Origin of the sequence: Anabaena cylindrica UHCC 0172 (assembly GCF_034931625.1) — a bacterium.
Taxonomy (GTDB): domain Bacteria; phylum Cyanobacteriota; class Cyanobacteriia; order Cyanobacteriales; family Nostocaceae; genus Anabaena; species Anabaena cylindrica_A.
In genome coordinates this window covers 43,592-62,224 of sequence record NZ_JAYGGY010000095.1, presented here as the reverse complement: position 1 = coordinate 62,224, position 18,633 = coordinate 43,592, and the positions used below count along the sequence as shown (strand labels likewise).

The 18,633-nt window shown below is 38.4% G+C and carries 13 protein-coding genes; 3 read left to right on the top strand and 10 right to left on the bottom strand.

Translation table 11 applies throughout. The features are described 5' to 3' along the window. The first annotated feature begins 333 nt into the window (after positions 1-333). From VB713_RS21400 to VB713_RS21390, 3 genes are all read left to right on the top strand, one after another. Positions 334-2,553, top strand: coding sequence for a cation:proton antiporter (locus VB713_RS21400; protein WP_323313524.1), 2,220 nt, complete (start codon positions 334-336; stop codon positions 2,551-2,553). Positions 2,554-2,933: 380 nt separating this feature from the next. After that, a complete protein-coding gene (locus tag VB713_RS21395) occupies positions 2,934-3,869 on the top strand; it encodes a UDP-glucuronic acid decarboxylase family protein (protein WP_323313523.1) in 936 nt (311 codons plus the stop codon). Between the two features lie 83 nt (positions 3,870-3,952). Beyond that, positions 3,953-5,344: a UDP-glucose/GDP-mannose dehydrogenase family protein gene (locus VB713_RS21390; protein WP_323313522.1), complete on the top strand. Its 1,392-nt coding sequence runs from the start codon at positions 3,953-3,955 to the stop codon at positions 5,342-5,344. 94 nt (positions 5,345-5,438) lie between these two features. Here the strand turns inward: VB713_RS21390 and VB713_RS21385 are convergent, their stop codons facing one another. The 10 genes from VB713_RS21385 to VB713_RS21340 form a co-directional block, all read right to left on the bottom strand. Then, complete coding sequence (locus tag VB713_RS21385) at positions 5,439-6,233, bottom strand: DUF2993 domain-containing protein (RefSeq protein WP_323313525.1); 795 nt, start codon at positions 6,231-6,233, stop codon at positions 5,439-5,441. Positions 6,234-6,454: 221 nt separating this feature from the next. After that, positions 6,455-8,677 carry a polysaccharide biosynthesis tyrosine autokinase gene (locus VB713_RS21380; protein WP_323313521.1) on the bottom strand — a complete coding sequence of 741 codons (2,223 nt, stop codon included), beginning with the start codon at positions 8,675-8,677 and terminating at the stop codon, positions 6,455-6,457. A gap of 613 nt (positions 8,678-9,290) precedes the next feature. After that, positions 9,291-9,887 carry a YdcF family protein gene (locus VB713_RS21375; protein WP_323313520.1) on the bottom strand — a complete coding sequence of 199 codons (597 nt, stop codon included), beginning with the start codon at positions 9,885-9,887 and terminating at the stop codon, positions 9,291-9,293. Positions 9,888-9,937: 50 nt separating this feature from the next. Next, on the bottom strand, positions 9,938-11,116 hold the full coding sequence (locus tag VB713_RS21370) for a glycosyltransferase (protein ID WP_323313519.1): 1,179 nt from the start codon (positions 11,114-11,116) through the stop codon (positions 9,938-9,940). Positions 11,117-11,137: 21 nt separating this feature from the next. Continuing rightward, positions 11,138-12,595, bottom strand: coding sequence for a hypothetical protein (locus VB713_RS21365; protein ID WP_323313518.1), 1,458 nt, complete (start codon positions 12,593-12,595; stop codon positions 11,138-11,140). 61 nt (positions 12,596-12,656) lie between these two features. After that, positions 12,657-13,739 carry a glycosyltransferase family 4 protein gene (locus VB713_RS21360; RefSeq protein ID WP_323313517.1) on the bottom strand — a complete coding sequence of 361 codons (1,083 nt, stop codon included), beginning with the start codon at positions 13,737-13,739 and terminating at the stop codon, positions 12,657-12,659. Positions 13,740-13,759: 20 nt separating this feature from the next. Beyond that, positions 13,760-14,986, bottom strand: a complete 1,227-nt coding sequence (locus tag VB713_RS21355) for a glycosyltransferase family 4 protein (RefSeq protein WP_323313516.1) — start codon at positions 14,984-14,986, stop codon at positions 13,760-13,762. A 123-nt stretch (positions 14,987-15,109) separates the two neighbouring features. Continuing rightward, positions 15,110-16,639 (bottom strand): calcium-binding protein, encoded by a 1,530-nt coding sequence (locus tag VB713_RS21350; RefSeq protein ID WP_323313515.1) that lies wholly within the window; start codon positions 16,637-16,639, stop codon positions 15,110-15,112. 461 nt (positions 16,640-17,100) lie between these two features. Next, positions 17,101-17,973: a glycosyltransferase family 2 protein gene (locus VB713_RS21345; RefSeq protein ID WP_323313514.1), complete on the bottom strand. Its 873-nt coding sequence runs from the start codon at positions 17,971-17,973 to the stop codon at positions 17,101-17,103. A 79-nt stretch (positions 17,974-18,052) separates the two neighbouring features. After that, positions 18,053-18,622 (bottom strand): acyltransferase, encoded by a 570-nt coding sequence (locus tag VB713_RS21340; RefSeq protein ID WP_323313513.1) that lies wholly within the window; start codon positions 18,620-18,622, stop codon positions 18,053-18,055. Positions 18,623-18,633: the final 11 nt, after the last annotated feature.

Here is an 18,633-nt window from a genome sequence, read left to right as displayed (position 1 = left end):
TGCCTCAACCCAACCTACCATATAATGACTTTTGAGCCTTAACCGACAAGTATTGCACCCCTAACTATCAGTAAACAGTTATTAGTCCTGATCTGCGGTGATTTTACGGCGCACCATAGCGGTAGAGAAATTATTTAATAATTTAGCACTTAAAATTACCTACGCATAAATATTTAATTAATGTACTTAATTTAGCAATTTTTAAACATGATTTAAATCGCTGTACTCTTTGTTAAGAGTTTACTCTCCTAACTAGATAATTAATTTATTTGGTACGACTACTTACAGCAGATTGCAGAGCGATAAAACTGATAACTAATAACTGTTTTACCTATGCCACTAGTGTCACAATTTCTTACTTTGGAAGCATCCTTCCAAGTTTTTGGTAAGGAAACAATTGTCCCCTTTGCTATTTTATTAATAATTATTCTTTTTGTACCTATCCTGTTCAAGCGGCTACGATTACCGACATTGGTAGGTTTGATTTGCTCTGGAGTATTACTGGGTGATTCTGGTTGGAGTTTATTCGAGCCTGAGTCACCAATTATCAGTTTGCTATCAGATATTGGGTTATTTTATTTAATATTTATAGGCGGATTTGAATTTAATATCCAACTTTTTCGTCAACAGCAAAGTCGTTCTTTAGTATTTGGTATTTTGAGTTTCAGTTTACCCCTGATGTTAGGAACATTAGTGGGAAAATTTTTGGGGTTTGGTGGGTATACGCCCATTTTAATAGGGTGCTTACTGACCTCTCACTCTTTTTTGGCATATCCGATTATCAGTTGTTTGGGAGTAGCAAATAACAGAGCTATTACCATGACAATGGGAGCTACAATTTTTAATGATATCGGCACACTGCTAATATTCGCTATTTGTGTAGCCAGTTTTCATGGTGATGCATTCAGTTTTGCTCAATTAATCACTGTATTGGGTTTAGTAATAATTTATTCAAGTGTAGTGCTAATAGGTTTTGATTGGGCAAGCCAAGAATTTTTTCGGCGATCTGGAGATGATGAAGGTAACAAGTTTTTATGTGTATTAATGTCTATATTTCTCTCTGTAGCGATCGCACAATTAATGGGGTTAGAAAAAATTATTGGCTTTTTTTTAGCAGGTTTGGCGGTAAATGAATCTGTAGGTGAAGGGCCAGTTAAAGAAAAATTGACGTTTATTGGCAGTGTGATATTCATTCCCCTTTTCTTCGTAATTCTGGGCTTAAGGATTGATGTATCTGCCTTCTTGAATGAATACAGCACACTTAAATTATTATTTTTAATGTTCGGTGGTTTGATTGTCAGCAAATTTATGGCGGCTTTGTTAGCAAAGGTAATTTACCGCTATAACTGGCAGGAAACTCTCACAATTTGGTCGTTATCAATTCCCCTTGTTGGGACAACTTTAGCCGTGGCTTTAGGAGGATATCAATCTGGGTTACTACCACCAGAAGTATTAAATAGTGTGATTGTCTTAGTACTGATCACAGCAATTTTGGGGACTTGGCTGACAAGTCTAGTTGCTGGGGGTGCTACTGATTTAACTGACTTATTGGAGGGAGACTCACAACCAATTAATATGTCTGATCTGCAAAAACAGTCAGCACAGAGTAATTTCACGATAGTTGTGCCAGTAGATAATCCCCAAACGCAAAAACATTTAATTGAGATAGCAGCATTATTGGCTTGTCAGTCTCAGGGAAAAATATTACCATTAGCGATCGCACGTGCTACTGCTCAAATGGATGCACCTCAACTAGAGATGGCTTGGCAAGGATGTGAACAGTTACTAGCAAAAGCCACAGCACAAAGTCAATTATTGGGAGCAAAAGCCGAACCACTACTCAGAATTGATGATGCTTACGCGCCAGGCATCTGTAGAGCGGCTCGTGAACAAAAGGCGAATTTAATTATCATGGGTTGGGGAAATCGTACTGGCTTAAGAGCGCGTTTATTAGGAAATGTCATTAATAATGTCCTTTGGGCTGCCCATTGTCCAGTAGCGGTGGCACGTTTGGTAGAGTCACCAAAAAGAATACAGCGTATTCTCGTACCTATAGAAAACTTAATTAACCCAACACTAACAGCTTTACAATTTGCTCAAACCTTAGCAGATGCCAATCAAAGCCAAGTTACTGTGTTGAATGTGTGCGTTAACTTGCCTTTTTGGGGTAGTTTACACAGCTTGTCCCGTAATTATAGCAAGGAAAAACAAACTGATCAGAGCGATCGCCACACTAGTTACACTCAAATTGCCGCCAGGCGATCGCACCTCACCCAATTAGTATCTCAATTGGCTGTGCCAAATCCACCAGAAATTCAAATTATCACCCATGAAAATGTTACCCAAGCAATTTTGCAAGCAGCAAGATTATATGATTTAGTTGTATTACCTTCTATCCGTAATCCTACTAGTCCTGGAGGATTAGCAATGAATGATGTTACAAACCAATTAGCTAGACAACTCACCTGCTCAATCATCATCCTCGGAGAACCACAACACAACCACACATTATTTTTATCAAATAGTTCAACAACTCAAACAGCCGGTGTTTAAAAATACCACATTAGGCTTGTGTTTATTGTAATAAACAATTATACTTGTCAGCAACTTTACAAGTTATTGAAGATTTAATGAAACATGACTCAAAAGCGCACAATTATTAGAAAATATCTATTAATTTTAAAAAATATCTGTAGGAAAATTACTCAACCAACAAACACATTGTTCAGAAACCTTCATGAGTTATCTATATTTTGTACCAAAGTGGATAATCTAATACATAGGCATCATAGCCGCTGGAAATATCTGTAAAATAACTGAGAAACTATAATAGTCAGGGCGGTTAAAATCGCACGAGTCGTGGCTGATTAGCTACGTTGAACCATACCTTTCAGGTCTAAAGACACTGATTTTTACACTTACTGAGTATTGCTATGAGAATTTTGGTGACAGGCGGTGCTGGGTTTATTGGCTCCCATCTAATCGACCGACTAATGGCTGATAATCATGAGGTTATATGCTTGGATAACTTCTATACAGGACATAAACGCAACATATTCAAATGGTTCAACAATCCTCATTTTGAGATGATCCGTCACGATATCACCGAAGGAATCAGGCTGGAAGTGGATCAAATCTATCACTTAGCTTGTCCAGCATCACCAGTACATTATCAGTACAACCCCATTAAAACCGTTAAAACTAACGTGATGGGAACACTGAATATGTTGGGATTAGCTAAACGTGTCAAAGCTAGATTTTTGTTAGCTTCCACCAGTGAAGTCTACGGAGATCCAGAAGTTCATCCCCAAACCGAAGATTATCGAGGCAGCGTCAATCCCATTGGCATTCGTTCCTGCTACGACGAAGGCAAAAGAATTGCTGAAACTTTGGCATTTGACTACTACCGAGAAAATAAAGTTGATATTCGGGTAGCCAGAATATTTAACACCTATGGCCCACGAATGTTAGAAAACGATGGTCGGGTAGTGAGTAACTTTATAGTTCAAGCCTTGCGGGGTAATCCTTTGACCGTATATGGAGAAGGTACACAAACTCGCAGTTTCTGCTATGTTTCAGACTTAGTTGAAGGACTAATCAAGTTGATGAATGGTGACTACATTGGGCCAGTCAATCTGGGTAATCCCGATGAATACACAATTTTAGAATTGGCGCAAGCTGTGCAGAACTTGGTTAACCCAGATGCACAAATTAAGTTTGAACCCCTACCTTCAGATGATCCCCGTCGTCGTCGTCCCGATATTACCAGAGCCAAGACCTGGTTAAATTGGGAACCTACTATTCCTCTGCAAGACGGCTTAAAACTGGCTGTAGAAGATTTTCGTCAGCGGATGACAAGTAATAATTAGTTAGTAGCCAGTAGTTATTTTTGAAACTATGACTACTGGCTAGTGACCAATGACTAATGACAAAAAAAGCAAGGAGTTAAAAAATGCGTGTTTGTGTAATTGGTACTGGTTATGTTGGATTGGTGACAGGTGCTTGTTTAGCTCATATCGGCCATAATGTTGTTTGCATAGATAACAACGAAGAAAAAGTAAAATTAATGAAGTCTGGGCAGTCGCCTATTTTCGAGCCGGGACTCTCGGAAATTATGCAGTCTGCTATTAATAGTGGAAATATTCAATTTTCTTCCGATTTGGCAGCGGGAGTTGCTCATGGAGAAATTCTGTTTATTGCGGTGGGAACTCCTCCCTTACCGACTGGGGAAAGTGATACTCGTTATGTAGAAGCTGTAGCGCGTGGTATTGGAGTAAATCTCAACGGTGGTTATAAGGTAATTGTCAATAAATCTACTGTTCCTATTGGCTCTGGTGACTGGGTAAGGATGATTGTTTTAGATGGCATTGCTGAACGCCAAAAAACATTGATACCCGCCGGTGGGTCAGTTGTTGAGGAAAAACTACCTGAAATTGCTGCTCAGTTTGATGTTGTTAGTAATCCAGAGTTTCTGCGGGAAGGTTCAGCAGTTTACGATACCTTTAACCCTGACCGGATTGTTTTGGGAGGCAATAGTCCAAAAGCTGTGGGGATGATGAAAGAACTCTATGCCCCGATTGTAGAACGTAAATTTGCGGCTGATCAGTCTTTATCTGCTGTTCCAGTTTTGGTGACAGACTTGAGTTCGGCTGAAATGATCAAGTATGCTGCGAATGCTTTTTTGGCTACTAAGATTAGTTTTATCAACGAAGTTGCTAATATTTGCGATCGCGTCGGTGCTGATGTTACCCAAGTAGCAAAAGGTATCGGTTTAGATTCCCGCATTGGTAACAAGTTCTTACAAGCTGGTATTGGTTGGGGTGGTTCTTGCTTCCCCAAAGATGTCTCCGCACTCATTCATACAGCCGATGATTATGGCTATGAAGCACAACTCATGAAAGCCGCTGTGAGTGTGAATGAACGCCAACGTTTGATTGCCTTGGAAAAGCTCCAACAGGCTCTCAAAATCCTTAAAGGTAAAACTGTCGGACTCCTTGGTTTGACCTTCAAGCCAGATACCGACGATTTGCGCGATGCTCCAGCACTCAACCTAATTGAGCAACTTAACCGACTGGGAGCCAAAGTCAAAGCCTATGACCCCATTATTTCTCAAACAGGTATGCGTCATGGTCTTTCTGGCGTATTGGTAGAAACCGATGCCGAAAGACTAGCTGATGGCTGTGATGCTTTGGTACTCGTCACAGAATGGGAACAGTTCAACACTTTGGACTATGCAAAAATGGCCAAATTGATGAACCACGCTGTCATAATTGATGGTCGTAACTTCCTAGACCCCGAAACAATGGTCAGGGCTGGTTTCCAATATGTAGGTGTAGGGCGGTGAAGTTAAGTTAAATTTGCAATTTCATATCAAAGCGCCGTCTAGAAGACTCTAGACGGCGTTTAATTGTTCATTTTTATAACCTAATTTTTAATTTTTATGCACTGCTGGGAATACGTTCTATTTCTGCATAACCGCTAAAAATTAACCTTTGACCTTCAGTTTCTAAACGGTTAAGTCGCATTTTTACCCCATCAAGATCAAAGCGATCTAAATCGACCATGTTATCCAAAATTTCTACCAACGCCATACTTAAAGTCTGGGAAATTTCTCGTTGCGTTTCTGGAACTTGCTCAAGTTCAATTTTCGGGTCTTTGAAAGAAACTCGTCGTCTTCTTTCAATACTTATACCCAGGGTCATACTTAGAGGTATGAGTTCGCCGTTGTTTAAATCAGCTTGAGCTACAAGATGCAAGCGATTTTCTGGCAATAGCTGTATTTGGACTTCGGTAAAGGAAACTGGTTCTCCACCAGATATTTCTATCAAAGTTGGTTCAGTCAGGTTCAGTAAGCGTTTTTTAACCAGTTCTGCCTTGAAAGCATCATTAATACCTGCTTCTGATAAAATTACCTGCGCTACCGCTTGGGTGGGTTGCTTGAGGCTGAGTTTGCCACTCAGTACCGAACCGAAGTCAATGGCAACTGCATCGGTTTCAAAAGACATTTCCTCTACGGCGAAGTCTCTACGAATTACTAACCCACGTCCGCTCATCTTAAAGCTATCAATGCTGCCTTGCAACAGTTTGCTGGAGGGATAGCAGCGCACAAAAACTTCTACCGACTCGCTCTGGGTAAACAGGTGGCGAATCGTTTGGCTGGCGACTGTGTTGAGCATCCGCTCTCCCCAATCCGTGCCTTTAGGATCTGTTAAACCAGTAAGTCCGCCTAACATCAGATTTTGGGTCTCTAGAAGTTCTTTATATTTTTGTAACAAATTGTGAACAATAGTGCAAGCGATCCCCAGATTTATTGTTCTGATGACTATATGCGGGTTAACTAATGGATAATAAATAAATGTGTTGAATGTTACTTGTTGATCTGATAAATCAGAGCGATCGCATCTTCTCCACACTGCAAAAATGCGATCGCTACAACAATTACATAAGCTAAAATTTAGGTGCGTCTAGCTTCCCTGCCAGCACTATAGTAGTAATTATAGCTAGTTAATTTTTTCTTATCTCCATTAGCAACCACACCTAAAACATTGATAGGAGAATTTTTCAGACTATCCTGAAGCTGCATTAACGCCGACTTATCTGTTTTATCAATCCTCACCACCAACAGCATCCCATCAGTTTGCGGTGCCAAAAGTCTAGCATCAACTAACCCTAACATTGGCGGCACATCATAAATCACCAAGTCGAAATTTTGACTAAAATATTCCATTAATTGCTTCATTTTATCTGATGAGAGCAATCTAGCGGGATCTGGTGGTACAGGTCCAGCCGTAATCACAGATAATGAATTCATCGCAGGTAGTTGCTGAATCACCTGTTCAACTGGCATATTGGAAGCTATGACATTACTTAATCCCGATAGATTATGCAAATTTGATAGTTTGTGAACCTGAGCGCGGCGTAGATCAGCATCCACAAGTAATACTCGTTTTCCTAATGCAGCAGCTATTTGAGCCAAATGAAAGGAAACTGTAGTTTTTCCATCTCCAGGCATAGTAGAAGAAACAGTTAAAGAGCGAATCGGTTGATCAGAATTGAGTAGCTGAATATTAGCATAAAGAACTTGTAAAGATTCAAAAAATAGTCCTTGTCCGTAGTAATTATCACCTGTAATTTCACGGCGGAAAAGATTAGAGAACCAACCATTTTTAGTGGAAACATTCCCTAATTTCATTTCTGTTTCTACCCCTTTAATCTTGAGATGAGGAGATTGATAACCTGAGATACTCTTGTCGGTGGGAAGAGTGCCTAAAAAAGGCAATTTTATCTTCTCCTTCAGGCTCTCGATAGTATGATAGGTATTGTCCATTTTTTCTAGGAGAAAGCCAATACCAATTCCTACTGCTAAACTGCTAATTAATCCCATCAACAAATTCCGGGGAATATTTGGAGATAGAGGTAAGGCCGATTGATGTGGTGGTTGTATTAATTCCCAGGGAAGTTCTGTTTGAGCTACTTGAATTACTAGATTTTCACGGGTAGCTAAAAAGCGATTGAGACTCTCATTAGCAAGTTGTAAACTACGCTGAATTTCACTATATTGTCTGGCTAAAATTGGTAATTGCTCAAACTTGCGCTTTGTTTGTTGTTCTACTCTAGACAATTCTTGGCTTTCTACCTCTAGCTTCCGAATTAGAGCAGTTACTTCAGCCAATTTGAGACCTACAAACCGCTCTTGCTCATCTTCAATCAGAGGTAAGAGGTTTTGCCTTTTTTCTTGTAATGACTCTATAGCTGGGTTATCAGGTTGAAAACGAACTAATTCTCCAGATAACTGGGATTCTAATTGGCGGAGTTGAGATATTAATTGACTATATATAGGTGCATCATTTAATGTTGCCTGTTGTCCTTCTGGTGTTGATAAACTAATATAACTAGCACGAGCCGTAGCTAATTGTTGATCAATTGCCAGTCGTTGTTCTCCCAATTTTTGAATCTGTGACTCAACTCCATCAGACTGGGTTTCTGGGTCGATAAAATTGTATCTTTGCCGAAATATTTGTAGTTTTTGTTGCAATTGATCAACTCGATTTTTGATCGCAGGTAGTTGGGTTTCAACAAATTGAACGCCTTGATTTAACTTGGTTTTACGCTTTTCTAAGCTGTAGTCTAAATAAAATTTAGAAATTGTTTTTAATACTAAATCAATTTGTTGACGATCTTGGTTTTTATAGCTTATATCTAGGATTTTAGTCGTGCCTAAACGACGAATAGTTAAATTTCCAATTAATGAATTATAATTGATGTCAGGATAAGCAAATTGTAATTTTTTTACAACGTCTTTCATTATTTCCTGACTTTTGAGAACTTGAATTTGACTGTCGTAATCTAGATTAGATTTAGAGATACTAGAATCTGGAAGAGGTATTTGTCCTAGGCTGCTATCATTACTAACAGGTTCGACTAAAAGCTGAAAGTTACCTTGATAGATATTTTCTTCGTTAAGCGTTGAATAAATTACAGTAGCCATAATCACAGAAACAACACCTGTAATAATTAATGCTCGCCGCTGGAGAACACCCAAAAAGTCTTTTAGACTATCATCATCATCCTCTGTTTCAAACGATGAATAGTTTTGAGATGGCAAGATTTCAGGTGTAATAATTGCTCTACCATTCTCGTTAAAAGTTGGAATTTTACTAAAATTTTGATTGTTCATGGATTTGGATTAGATAATTATTTAGTTAATTTTTGTTTTTTTACGTTTGGCATTATGTCAAAATAGACACAACTTGTATGAGGATGGTAAACTCTAAAATATTTGCTTACTTCATACTTATTTTTTTATTCAACATAAGATAATTTATTGGACTGCTTCTTTTCTTTCACTGTGATAATTTGATCAACATCAAGCAAGTGGGAATTTCATCATCTAAATTTTATGCTATCAGCATTAGAAGAGTCTGAAAATCTGGAATGCAATGACGATAAATAGCGAAGATTGCTTTGTATCGTTCGATGCCAGAAAGATTATGTTCATATTCTACACTCTGGCTGTTCAGTTATCTATACTTAATGGTTAAATATATTTCAAGTCAAAGCGTAATCGCTTATGTGTATGTACTATTCATTCTTGAACAGAATTAGGAAAAAAATCTTCTGCTTGTCCTATTCGCCTTTTTTTAACAGGTTGCGCCGGATTACCTGCATAAATAATCATCTACTGATGAAATTAGCAACCTAATGACTTTTAACTAAAGGTGAACCAAGGAAGTACCACAAAAGTTGCTGAAGGCTAGGATGCACCGGGACTATAACTGCCAAGGATGTATTTATCTAGACGCATACAATGGAGAATGAAAACGGGGGTTTAAACTTGCTCCGGTACGACCTGACACAATCCATAATAAAGAGCGTCCACTATCACGAAGAATGTGAAAAATAGATTCTCTGGGTCGTTCAGAGGGAATAGAAATGGGGCTAAAGGTGATGCCTTGACTACCTAACACTAGAGTGGCTATAGTTTTAGCTCTGGGAAGGTGAAAATCCGAGGTAATTAGATAAATATGTTTAATATGGCGGTTGTGGAAATCGTGGACGAGAGTAGTAAAGTTAGTAACTGTATCAACAGCACGGTAGTCAAGGTGAATATGCTCTGTACTAATGCCCATTTCCTCAAAAATGGCAAAGGCTTGAGCTGGGAGTATGCCGCTAGAAATCCAGATGTCTAAATTAGGATGATTTTGGGCAAATTGGACTGTAAATTTTTCTCGTTCTGGTCCGCCACCAAGGGTAAAGATAGCTTGGGGTTGAGGCGCTTGATAAGAAGCGATCGCAATTCTGATAGGGATAATACTCAGAAAAACTATGATAAAACTGGCTAAACTGAGAATCCAATATTTTTTCAGTTGGTAATACAATTGGCTCATGGATAGAATCAATGTGTTTCCAAATCGTTGATGTGATTGGTATTATACTATCACAGCAGATTTTCTTGATTCAGAACATCTTGGTAAGCAGAGGCTAATTGTTTAGCAACTGTTTGCCATGAATAGCGTTGCAGAGCCAGTAGACGACCATTTTGACCCATTTGTTCCCGCAATTGGGGATTGTTTAAAAGATGAGCGATCGCACTTTTTAAAGATTCTATTTCTCCTTCTACAATTATTCCAGCTTCAGCTTCTTCAATTTCTGGAGCGATTTGCACACCTGGAGTTGTAATAATTGGTAAACCGGACACCATCGCTTCTGCTAAAGCAATACCAAAATTTTCCGAATAAGTTGGCAGTACAAACAAATCAGCACCTTGTAACAACAAATCTTTTTCATATCCACTCACAAACCCGACAAATGAAGTTTGGTTTGTGATATTGACAGATGCGACCATTTTCTGCAAAGATTGAACGTACGTATCTTCTCCAGAACCAGCAATCAGCAAATGGAAGTTCTGTTCTTGTTTCCTTAACTCACCTAATGTTTGAATTAACAGTTCAGGACGTTTTTTGTAGTGCAGACGGGAGAGAAAAAGAATAATCGGAACTTCTTGAGCAACATTATACCGATATTGCAATTGAGATTTAGCGTCACCAATTAATGTGGGAGAATTAACTCCCAGCGGTAAAACAATTTTTGGCGGCTTCACTCCAAAAGCGATCGCATCCTCCATTTCACCTACAGATGTACAGTGAATGGCAGCAGCATTATTTAAATTGCGTTTTTCAATTAAATAACTATAAACTTGCTTTTTTAACTTACTTTGTGCCAATGCCCAAGGCGTTAATTGTCCCATAGTTCTTACTGTATATGGAACTCGTTGCCACTGGGCAAAAACAGCAGCACAGCTAGGAAGATAAGAAAATAAATAATGATTATCTAAAACATCATAATTTTTGATATTTTTCCATAGCCATTGTGTGAATACAGGAGAAGGTAAAAATGCTTTAATCCGAGCCGCAGGTGGAAAAAACCAAACAGGTAATCCTCGGTATTCTACACATCCAGATAATGGCACATCTAGCAACAGTCCATCATCATCATTAGTGGTAGCAATTTCCACATCAACTCCTTCTGATCTTAAAGCCCTGACTAAATTCAATACTACCTGAGTTGGTCCACCCAATTTAGGACTGACAGAAGGAATTATGTGTAAAACTTTCATTTTAGAGGATACTCACAATAGTTATTTTCTCTGGTACTGATGATGTAAGCGTTTAATACCCAACAATCCAGGAAAAGTTTTAGCAATAAAAATTAGCCCCACAATTGGTAACATTGATGTAGTGAATACAATCAGACTTCGCATAGAAATCGCTGCTGTGAAAAAGCCCAGTGCATTAACGACTATACCGTAACCAGAAGTGTGGAAAGCTGCTGTACGTGACCACCAATTAGCTAAAATTCCTAAACAAAGGGATGCTAATATTACAGCAAATATACCGCCCATCATATAGGTTTCGCCAATATAAGTTGCAGAAACTGTCCAACCATCTGCACCTACTACTTGTTCTATAGATGTACTCAGACCTTCTGGTTTATCCGGCCATAGTATTCTAGGTATGGGTTTAGTTAAGAATACAAACAAAAGTTCAAGTCCTAAAAAATCATGTTTATTGGGAAAAGCATCTACTAATAAACCAATACTCCAAAGGTTGTAGTCAACTGAAAGGGTATCTTGCACTTTCTCACTAGCATAAGCTCCTGTAGCTAGATAATTAATAATACCCATCTGTCGAAAACCAAGCATATGACGGGTAGCAAATACCATTAAATATCCCATAATAGCTGTAGGAATAGCTATTTTGAAAAAAGTTGGACGTTGTAATGTCAAAAAATATCCAGCCATGAATGTAGCAATATAGGCAGCTAAAACATTGCGAGTTCCCCCCGAAAATCCATAAAACAGGGTAAAAGCAAATATGAAAACTACTAAAGATATCTGCGAAAAGCGAAAAGACTGGCGGCGATTCCAAATAATACCTGTCAGTGGAGGTATAACATACGCGAATAAACTCAATTCAGACAAAAATACTCGCCAGTCACCAAATTTTCCTCGTCCCCAAGGGACGGCAAAGCGTGGACGCAGCAGAGCTTCAACTACTTTTACAAGATTGAAGTCAACTGACATAAATATATAAAAATAGGCTAAAAAAGCTGATATCAAGAAGATACGAAAAAGGGTCTTATCAGGGATGTTACTAAAATCTAACCATTCGGGTGGTGCTGGTTTAAAAAAGGCGATATGACGACCAATTACTAAACCACCAAACCCTATTAGTAAAACTTCGATCGCTTTGATGGTTTGCTCAGAGGTCAAACGTTGGTCGAACTTTGTCTGTGGGTATAAAAACTCCACCAGTGTTAAGAAATAAAGAGCTAATATACAAAGTAGATCGGCTCGAAATAAATTGTTCCATCCCCGCCTACTATCAAACAAGATGCTAACAGTTATTGCCACCCCTGCTACAATAGCTACTTGACTAGCCATGAAACTGGGAGCCATGTCTACACTTAACTGTATAAATGCTATAGCTAAACCAAAAAGTAATGTGAATGTTCCTGTCCATGTTGCTTTGGCAATACGGATCTTTTTTGAGGGCGATCTTGATTCTGGATAATGTGAATTAGTTAAAAGATTCATAAGCAAATAGTTAGACTATTAATAGTCCAAAATTGAGATTTTTCATAGAAAACGGAAATTTTTAAATCAATTTTTTAAGTAGATCACACCAACGTTGAGCGCCAAAATGGGGTGATATTAATTCTGATATTTGAAGAGAAACCGCACTGGCAATTTGAATTTTACCTGGGTGTTGTATATAGTTTTTCAAAATTTCTACTAAAGCATCAATATTTTCACTGGGGAATAAATAACCATTTTCACCTGGTTTAATTAAGTCATAGGCAGCACCTACCGCATCTGAACAAATAATTGGTAAACCCGCCCCAACGGCCTGGTTGACTACCACACCCCAACCATCATAACGACTCGGTAATACAAACAAGTCTGCCTGACTAAAAAATTCAGGTAAGTCTTCAGGTGCTTGAAAACCTGCATATTCAATGTTTTGCCGTGTTTGTTCTGGCAGCAATTCTAGCATCTGAGGCAGTTCTGCTTCTTGTCCCACCAGGAGTAACTTTACCTGTAAACCGTATTCTATTAAGCGGTTGAAAGCTTGTAGCAGAATATCCACTCCTTTACGAGCTATCATTTGCCCACAGAATAAAATTTTTATGGGTGTACGGGGGCGTTGGGGTAGATTTTGATTAAAAGCGTTGAGGTCACAGTAATAGGGAATATTTACAATCAGCTTACCAGGATATTTTTTGTTATAATCAGCTTCAGCTACTGAACCTATAGCGGCGATCGCACTACATTGTGTTAAACTTTCTGCAAATAAATGTTGTAACTTACTTTTTAATCCACCAGCAGAACCCACTATTTTTTCACCCCAAAACACACAGGGTATCTGTCTACCGTACAATCTCAACAGCAATTGTGCTGTTGTATTCATATAACCATTAATAACAATTACATCTGATTGATTAATGTTAGGTAAATGCCAGTTAACATGAAATCTCGATCCTCCCCAACTCAGAACAAATCCGGGCAAAACTTTTTCGTAGGAATTTAACGGTTTTTTAGGCCAGGGGTAGATATTATAGGCAGCTTCTAAATAATATACAGTAATATTTATCCCAGGAATTTGAGACAGGTCATAAAATAAGTCTCTTTGATAGGGAGAAGGAACAATAGAATAGAAATTAACTTTTAAAGTATTCATTTTTTACTTAACCTTAATTTTCAAATCAAACATTTTTGTAAGGAAGTAAATAGATTTGTAAGGTCAACTTTTTGGGTTGAATTGAAAGTATTACATTGAACTGGTAATTTTACAGGATTGAGCAAAATACAGTTGATCACATTAGCAATTTTTTCACCACTCACTTCCTCCAAAATCCAACCATTTACACCATCTACAACTACTTCACCAGAGCAACGAGAAGCAATAACAGGTAATTTCCACGCTTGCGCTTCCAGTTGTGTTAAACCAAACCCATCAGAAAGAGTAGGAAACAAAAACACATCTGCCATCTGATAATATTGTGCTGTTTCACTTCTATTAACATGGCCTACCCAACGAATCTGCGGGTGGGTTTGCAAATGTAGTGGAATCTCTATTTGTTGAGAACCAACAATCCAAAATTCAACAGGATATCCTTCAAGTAACTGCACTGCGTCTAATACAGCCGCAATTCCTTTACGCAAAATTACCTGTCCTAAAAATAATACCCTTAAAGGGCGCTCTTGAGAAAATGATTCTGGGTAAGTGCGGACAAAGTTACTAGCGCCTTCTGGTGGAGTGTGTACCAAGGGAATAATATGAATCTTCTCAGAATCAACACCTGTTTTTTCCAAGAGTTGGCGTGACCAAAAAGAATTTACGACAATGGTATCCGCCATATTAAATTCCTCTCGCCAACTTTGCCAATATTCAACAGGTGCAGGTTGCCAGTTTCCACGATATTGAGGATATCGGTCATACTCTTGAGTGACAATAATTTCCTCTTGAATTCCTGGATCAATTTGTCCTAGAACAGTGTACCATCCCTGTTGTTTAGCAAATTTAAATAATTCTAATGCAGCATAGCTATAAGAAAATAGGATAGGAGGATTTGTAAATTGGTCAGCTAGTGAAGTTAAAGTCTTGACTGCTTGCTGTTGAAACCATTGATTGCGAGCAATAACTCGTTCCCATCCTGTGTTTTTTTGTAGGCGTTGAGCTAATTCAAACTGAATTAGAGAACTATTGAAAGCATGAACAGATGCGTGTTCTAAATCTGATTGGTATCTTTCCCGTAAATTAGTTAAGATATTTTTAGGTAAAAAATTCAGTGCAGACTGAGGTGATACCCAAGCATCTGTAATTAAGTGAGCAAGCTGTCCTTCTTGGTGTAAAGCTCTTGGTATAGAGTAGTTTTCCCGCGCTCCGATTTGACATGATATCCAATGATAAGGTGCTTTAGGCATTGACTCAGGAATTTATTTATAAAAAAACTAGATCCCTAACTTCTGCCAGAAGCCAGGGATCTAAGTAAGTGAATATCAAGGTTTAGTTTTGAAAGATGATTCCCTGTAGATCAACTGTGACAATTAAACGATTGTAAAATCTGCTGCTGTTAAAACGGGATTTCCAGTCAAGGTTGCAAAGAAACCACCAGCACCAGCACCAGCAGTGCTGCCATTTTCATTGTAATACAACGCACCAGTATCCAAGTTATAAACAATGCGTTCGCTTCTAGCACCCATGCCAGAATTACTTGCACCAAAATTACCTGCGAAGAAATCAGTAGCAATAGTTCCTATTGAACCGAAAGAATTTGTCTTATCAAGTTGAATCTTATCTGTTCCAGCGGTAAAGTCGGTAATTGTATCTTGTCTAATAGAAGTTGAAGTAGATCCTGTTGCACTTAAACCAACGCCACCAAAGGCAAAAGTGTCAGCACCAGCGCCACCTGTGAGACTATCAACACCAGCACCCCCGTTCAGAGTGTCAGCACCACTGCCACCTACGAGTGAATTGCTAGCACTATTTCCAGTAACAACAGTACCGACAGTGTTAGTTAGGGTGATGTTGACAGTACTAGTTCCAGTGATATTAATGAATTCAACTTCTGCACTAGTAGCCCAACTGCCACTAACGTTCACTGTATCACTGCCTTCTCCAGCGAGTTCTACCACTGTGTCATTGGAGTCGATAAAGTAAGTATCATCACCAACACCACCTGTCAAGATATCTGTGCCGGTACCAGCAATTAAAGTATCGTTTCCATCTTCACCAAATAAGCTATCATTACCAGTACCGCCGTCAATAGTATCGTCGCCCATGGAACCATAAATGGTATCGTTACCAGCCAATCCATTGAGGGTATTATTTTGGCGGTTGCCAATAATGACATTATCAACACCATTACCTTCACCAAAAATCGGACCGCCTACTAAATTTGAAGCAGCACCGGGCGCAGCAAGAGTCAAGTTCTCAATCTGACTGCCGCCTGAAAAGGTTACTCCAGCTTGAGTGGTCAAAGAAAAGTCTACTGTAGTAAAAACAGTATCTGTTCCACTAGCACCATCGCTGTATTCATCAATGAACAAGCTTCCACTGGTAGAAAGAACCACATAGGTGTCATCTCCAGCACCACCTATCAACCTGCCATTACCTGAACTACCAGTAATTTCTAAATAGTCGTTACCTGCTCCCCCCCTGACTATTGAGCCATCTCCGCCTTTCAATACATCAGCACCACCACCACCTATTATGATGGTATTGTTTGCAGAACTGATGATTAAATCGTTTCCTGATGATCCAGTTCCGGTAATACCGTCAGCCTGTAGATTTAGTGTTAAATCTGTTGCTCCTCCAATGACGTTAGACAAATTAAAACTAATCCAGGTATTGATGACTGCTTTATCTGGATCATTAACTACATCACCTGGGTTATCAACAACATAGGAATCGTTACCAGTGCCACCATTCATGGTGTCTGCACCAGTACCACCATCAAGTTGTTCGTTACCAGTTGAACCAGTGAGAACATCATTACCAGCTAAACCCCTTAAGATATCGCCAGGATTTGATGGGCCTAACGTATCATTGCCTGAAGTCCCTGTGATGACTGCCATAGTTACCTACTCCTCGTGTATTTATCATTCGTATATAACTTAACTCAACTTTTGTCATTTGAGATCAGGTTATAAAAAAAGTCCTTACCCAAGCTGTAAATTTTGAGCTAATATTGCCTGATTATAATTGACATTTTCGCACGGTCAGAAAAAAGATGTAACGGTTTTATCACAAACTTAATATCCATGCAATTTCCTTAACCATAAATTTATTATTTATGCAGATAAACTATTATTTTTATAAACACTAATTCCATCAGGCAAAATTTAGGTTGCATAATAAATGCCTGATGATAGTTTTTAATTAAAAAATTACTGAAAATATAATCTCTAATGCAATTTCTTCCCTAATGTTTAGGTAAAAATATATGATTAAAAATCCTCGCACCTCAGAAAATCAGAAAAGTAAATTTAGCAAATTTTAAGATTTTTATTATCTGGATAAATTGTCATATCTTGCTTCAAGGCAGAACAGTTGGATTCCATAAAGCAAAAACTGTATTTTTACGTAATTTAAGGTAGGATATTAATGATTTAGCAGAAATTACTTGCCGTTCTTGATGATGATGTTTAATCAGTTCAGGAATGATAAATATACCTTCTTTAATTCCATTAATTCTGCCATGCCTGAACAACCAAAAAATCCGATTTATACACTGTCCAATTCCTAACCACCAAAAGATGATAGGATACCTTAAATAAGCTAAAAGAATTTGATTGGCGATGCTTGCAGCTGTAATGCGTGGGTTGGTGTGGTGTTCTAATTGAGTGTTATGAAAGACTCTTAGCCATGAAGTTTCAAGAATACCCCAACCCATGTGATGAAGACGTAAGGACAAATCAACTTCTTCCATGCCATAGGCTACTGGTAAGCTAACGTAACCACTGGTTTGCTGAAATACTTCTTTTCGGTAAGCACATCCACAGCCAATAAAATTGGATACCCATGTTGCCGCTAATTGGTCAGATTCAATGATTTCATTAATGTGATATATCTTGGCTGCTATAACAGCGGCTTGAGGAAAATTGTTGAAGAGTAGTTGTAAGCGTTCAAAGTAGTCTGTATCTATAGGATAGGAATCATCATCGAAACTGGCGACAATAGGGTTTACTGCCTGGTTAATCGCTATATTTCTCCCACCACCTGGGCCTACTTGAAGAGGGTTTTTAATAATTTTAATATCTTGAAAATTGCTGTTTATAATTCCTTGTTCTGTTGTAGAATCGTTGCCATCAATATGAACAATGATTTCATTTGGTTGGGGATTGCATTGTGATATTTTTTCCAGTGTTTCTAAAAGTTGACTTAATCGGTTATACGTTGGGATAACCACAGTAATATTGCAAGTATTCATTTCTTAAAATTTTTTAGTACCACCGTGAAGTCAATAGTCAACAAGTTGATTTTTATGGTTAAATTCGCTCTTTAATTACTTTAGCAGGAACTCCTACAGCGATCGCACCAGAGGGAATATCTTTTGTTACCACACTTCCCGCACCTATGATAGCGCGATCACCTATTGTGACACCTTTTAAAATTGTGACATTAGCTCCAATCCATACATATTCTCCAATTCTAGTAGGTTTAGAAATCATGGGTTGTCCTAAAGGTGGTAAACTCAAATCGCATCCATGATCATGATCCGTAATGTAGCAACCTGGTCCAATAGCGCAATCTTTACCAATAATTATTGATTCGGTTGCATCAATAAAGGTGTGACGATTAATATAAGAATTTGTGCCGATAATGATTTTAGCATGAGGAAGATATTCACCACTGCACACAAGAGTAACTCCCCTGTCAAGCGCACAATTAGCTTCAATTTCTATATCGCTATGGTTGCGTGGAATATCAACTTCCTTCATCCAGACATAACCGTGCAGTTTGACTCCTAAAGTACGATAATAAAAATTACGCCAACGACTTTCTAAACCATCAATTAACCACTTACCTTTGAGGAAACAAAATTGTATGATATTCATGTTTAAACCTT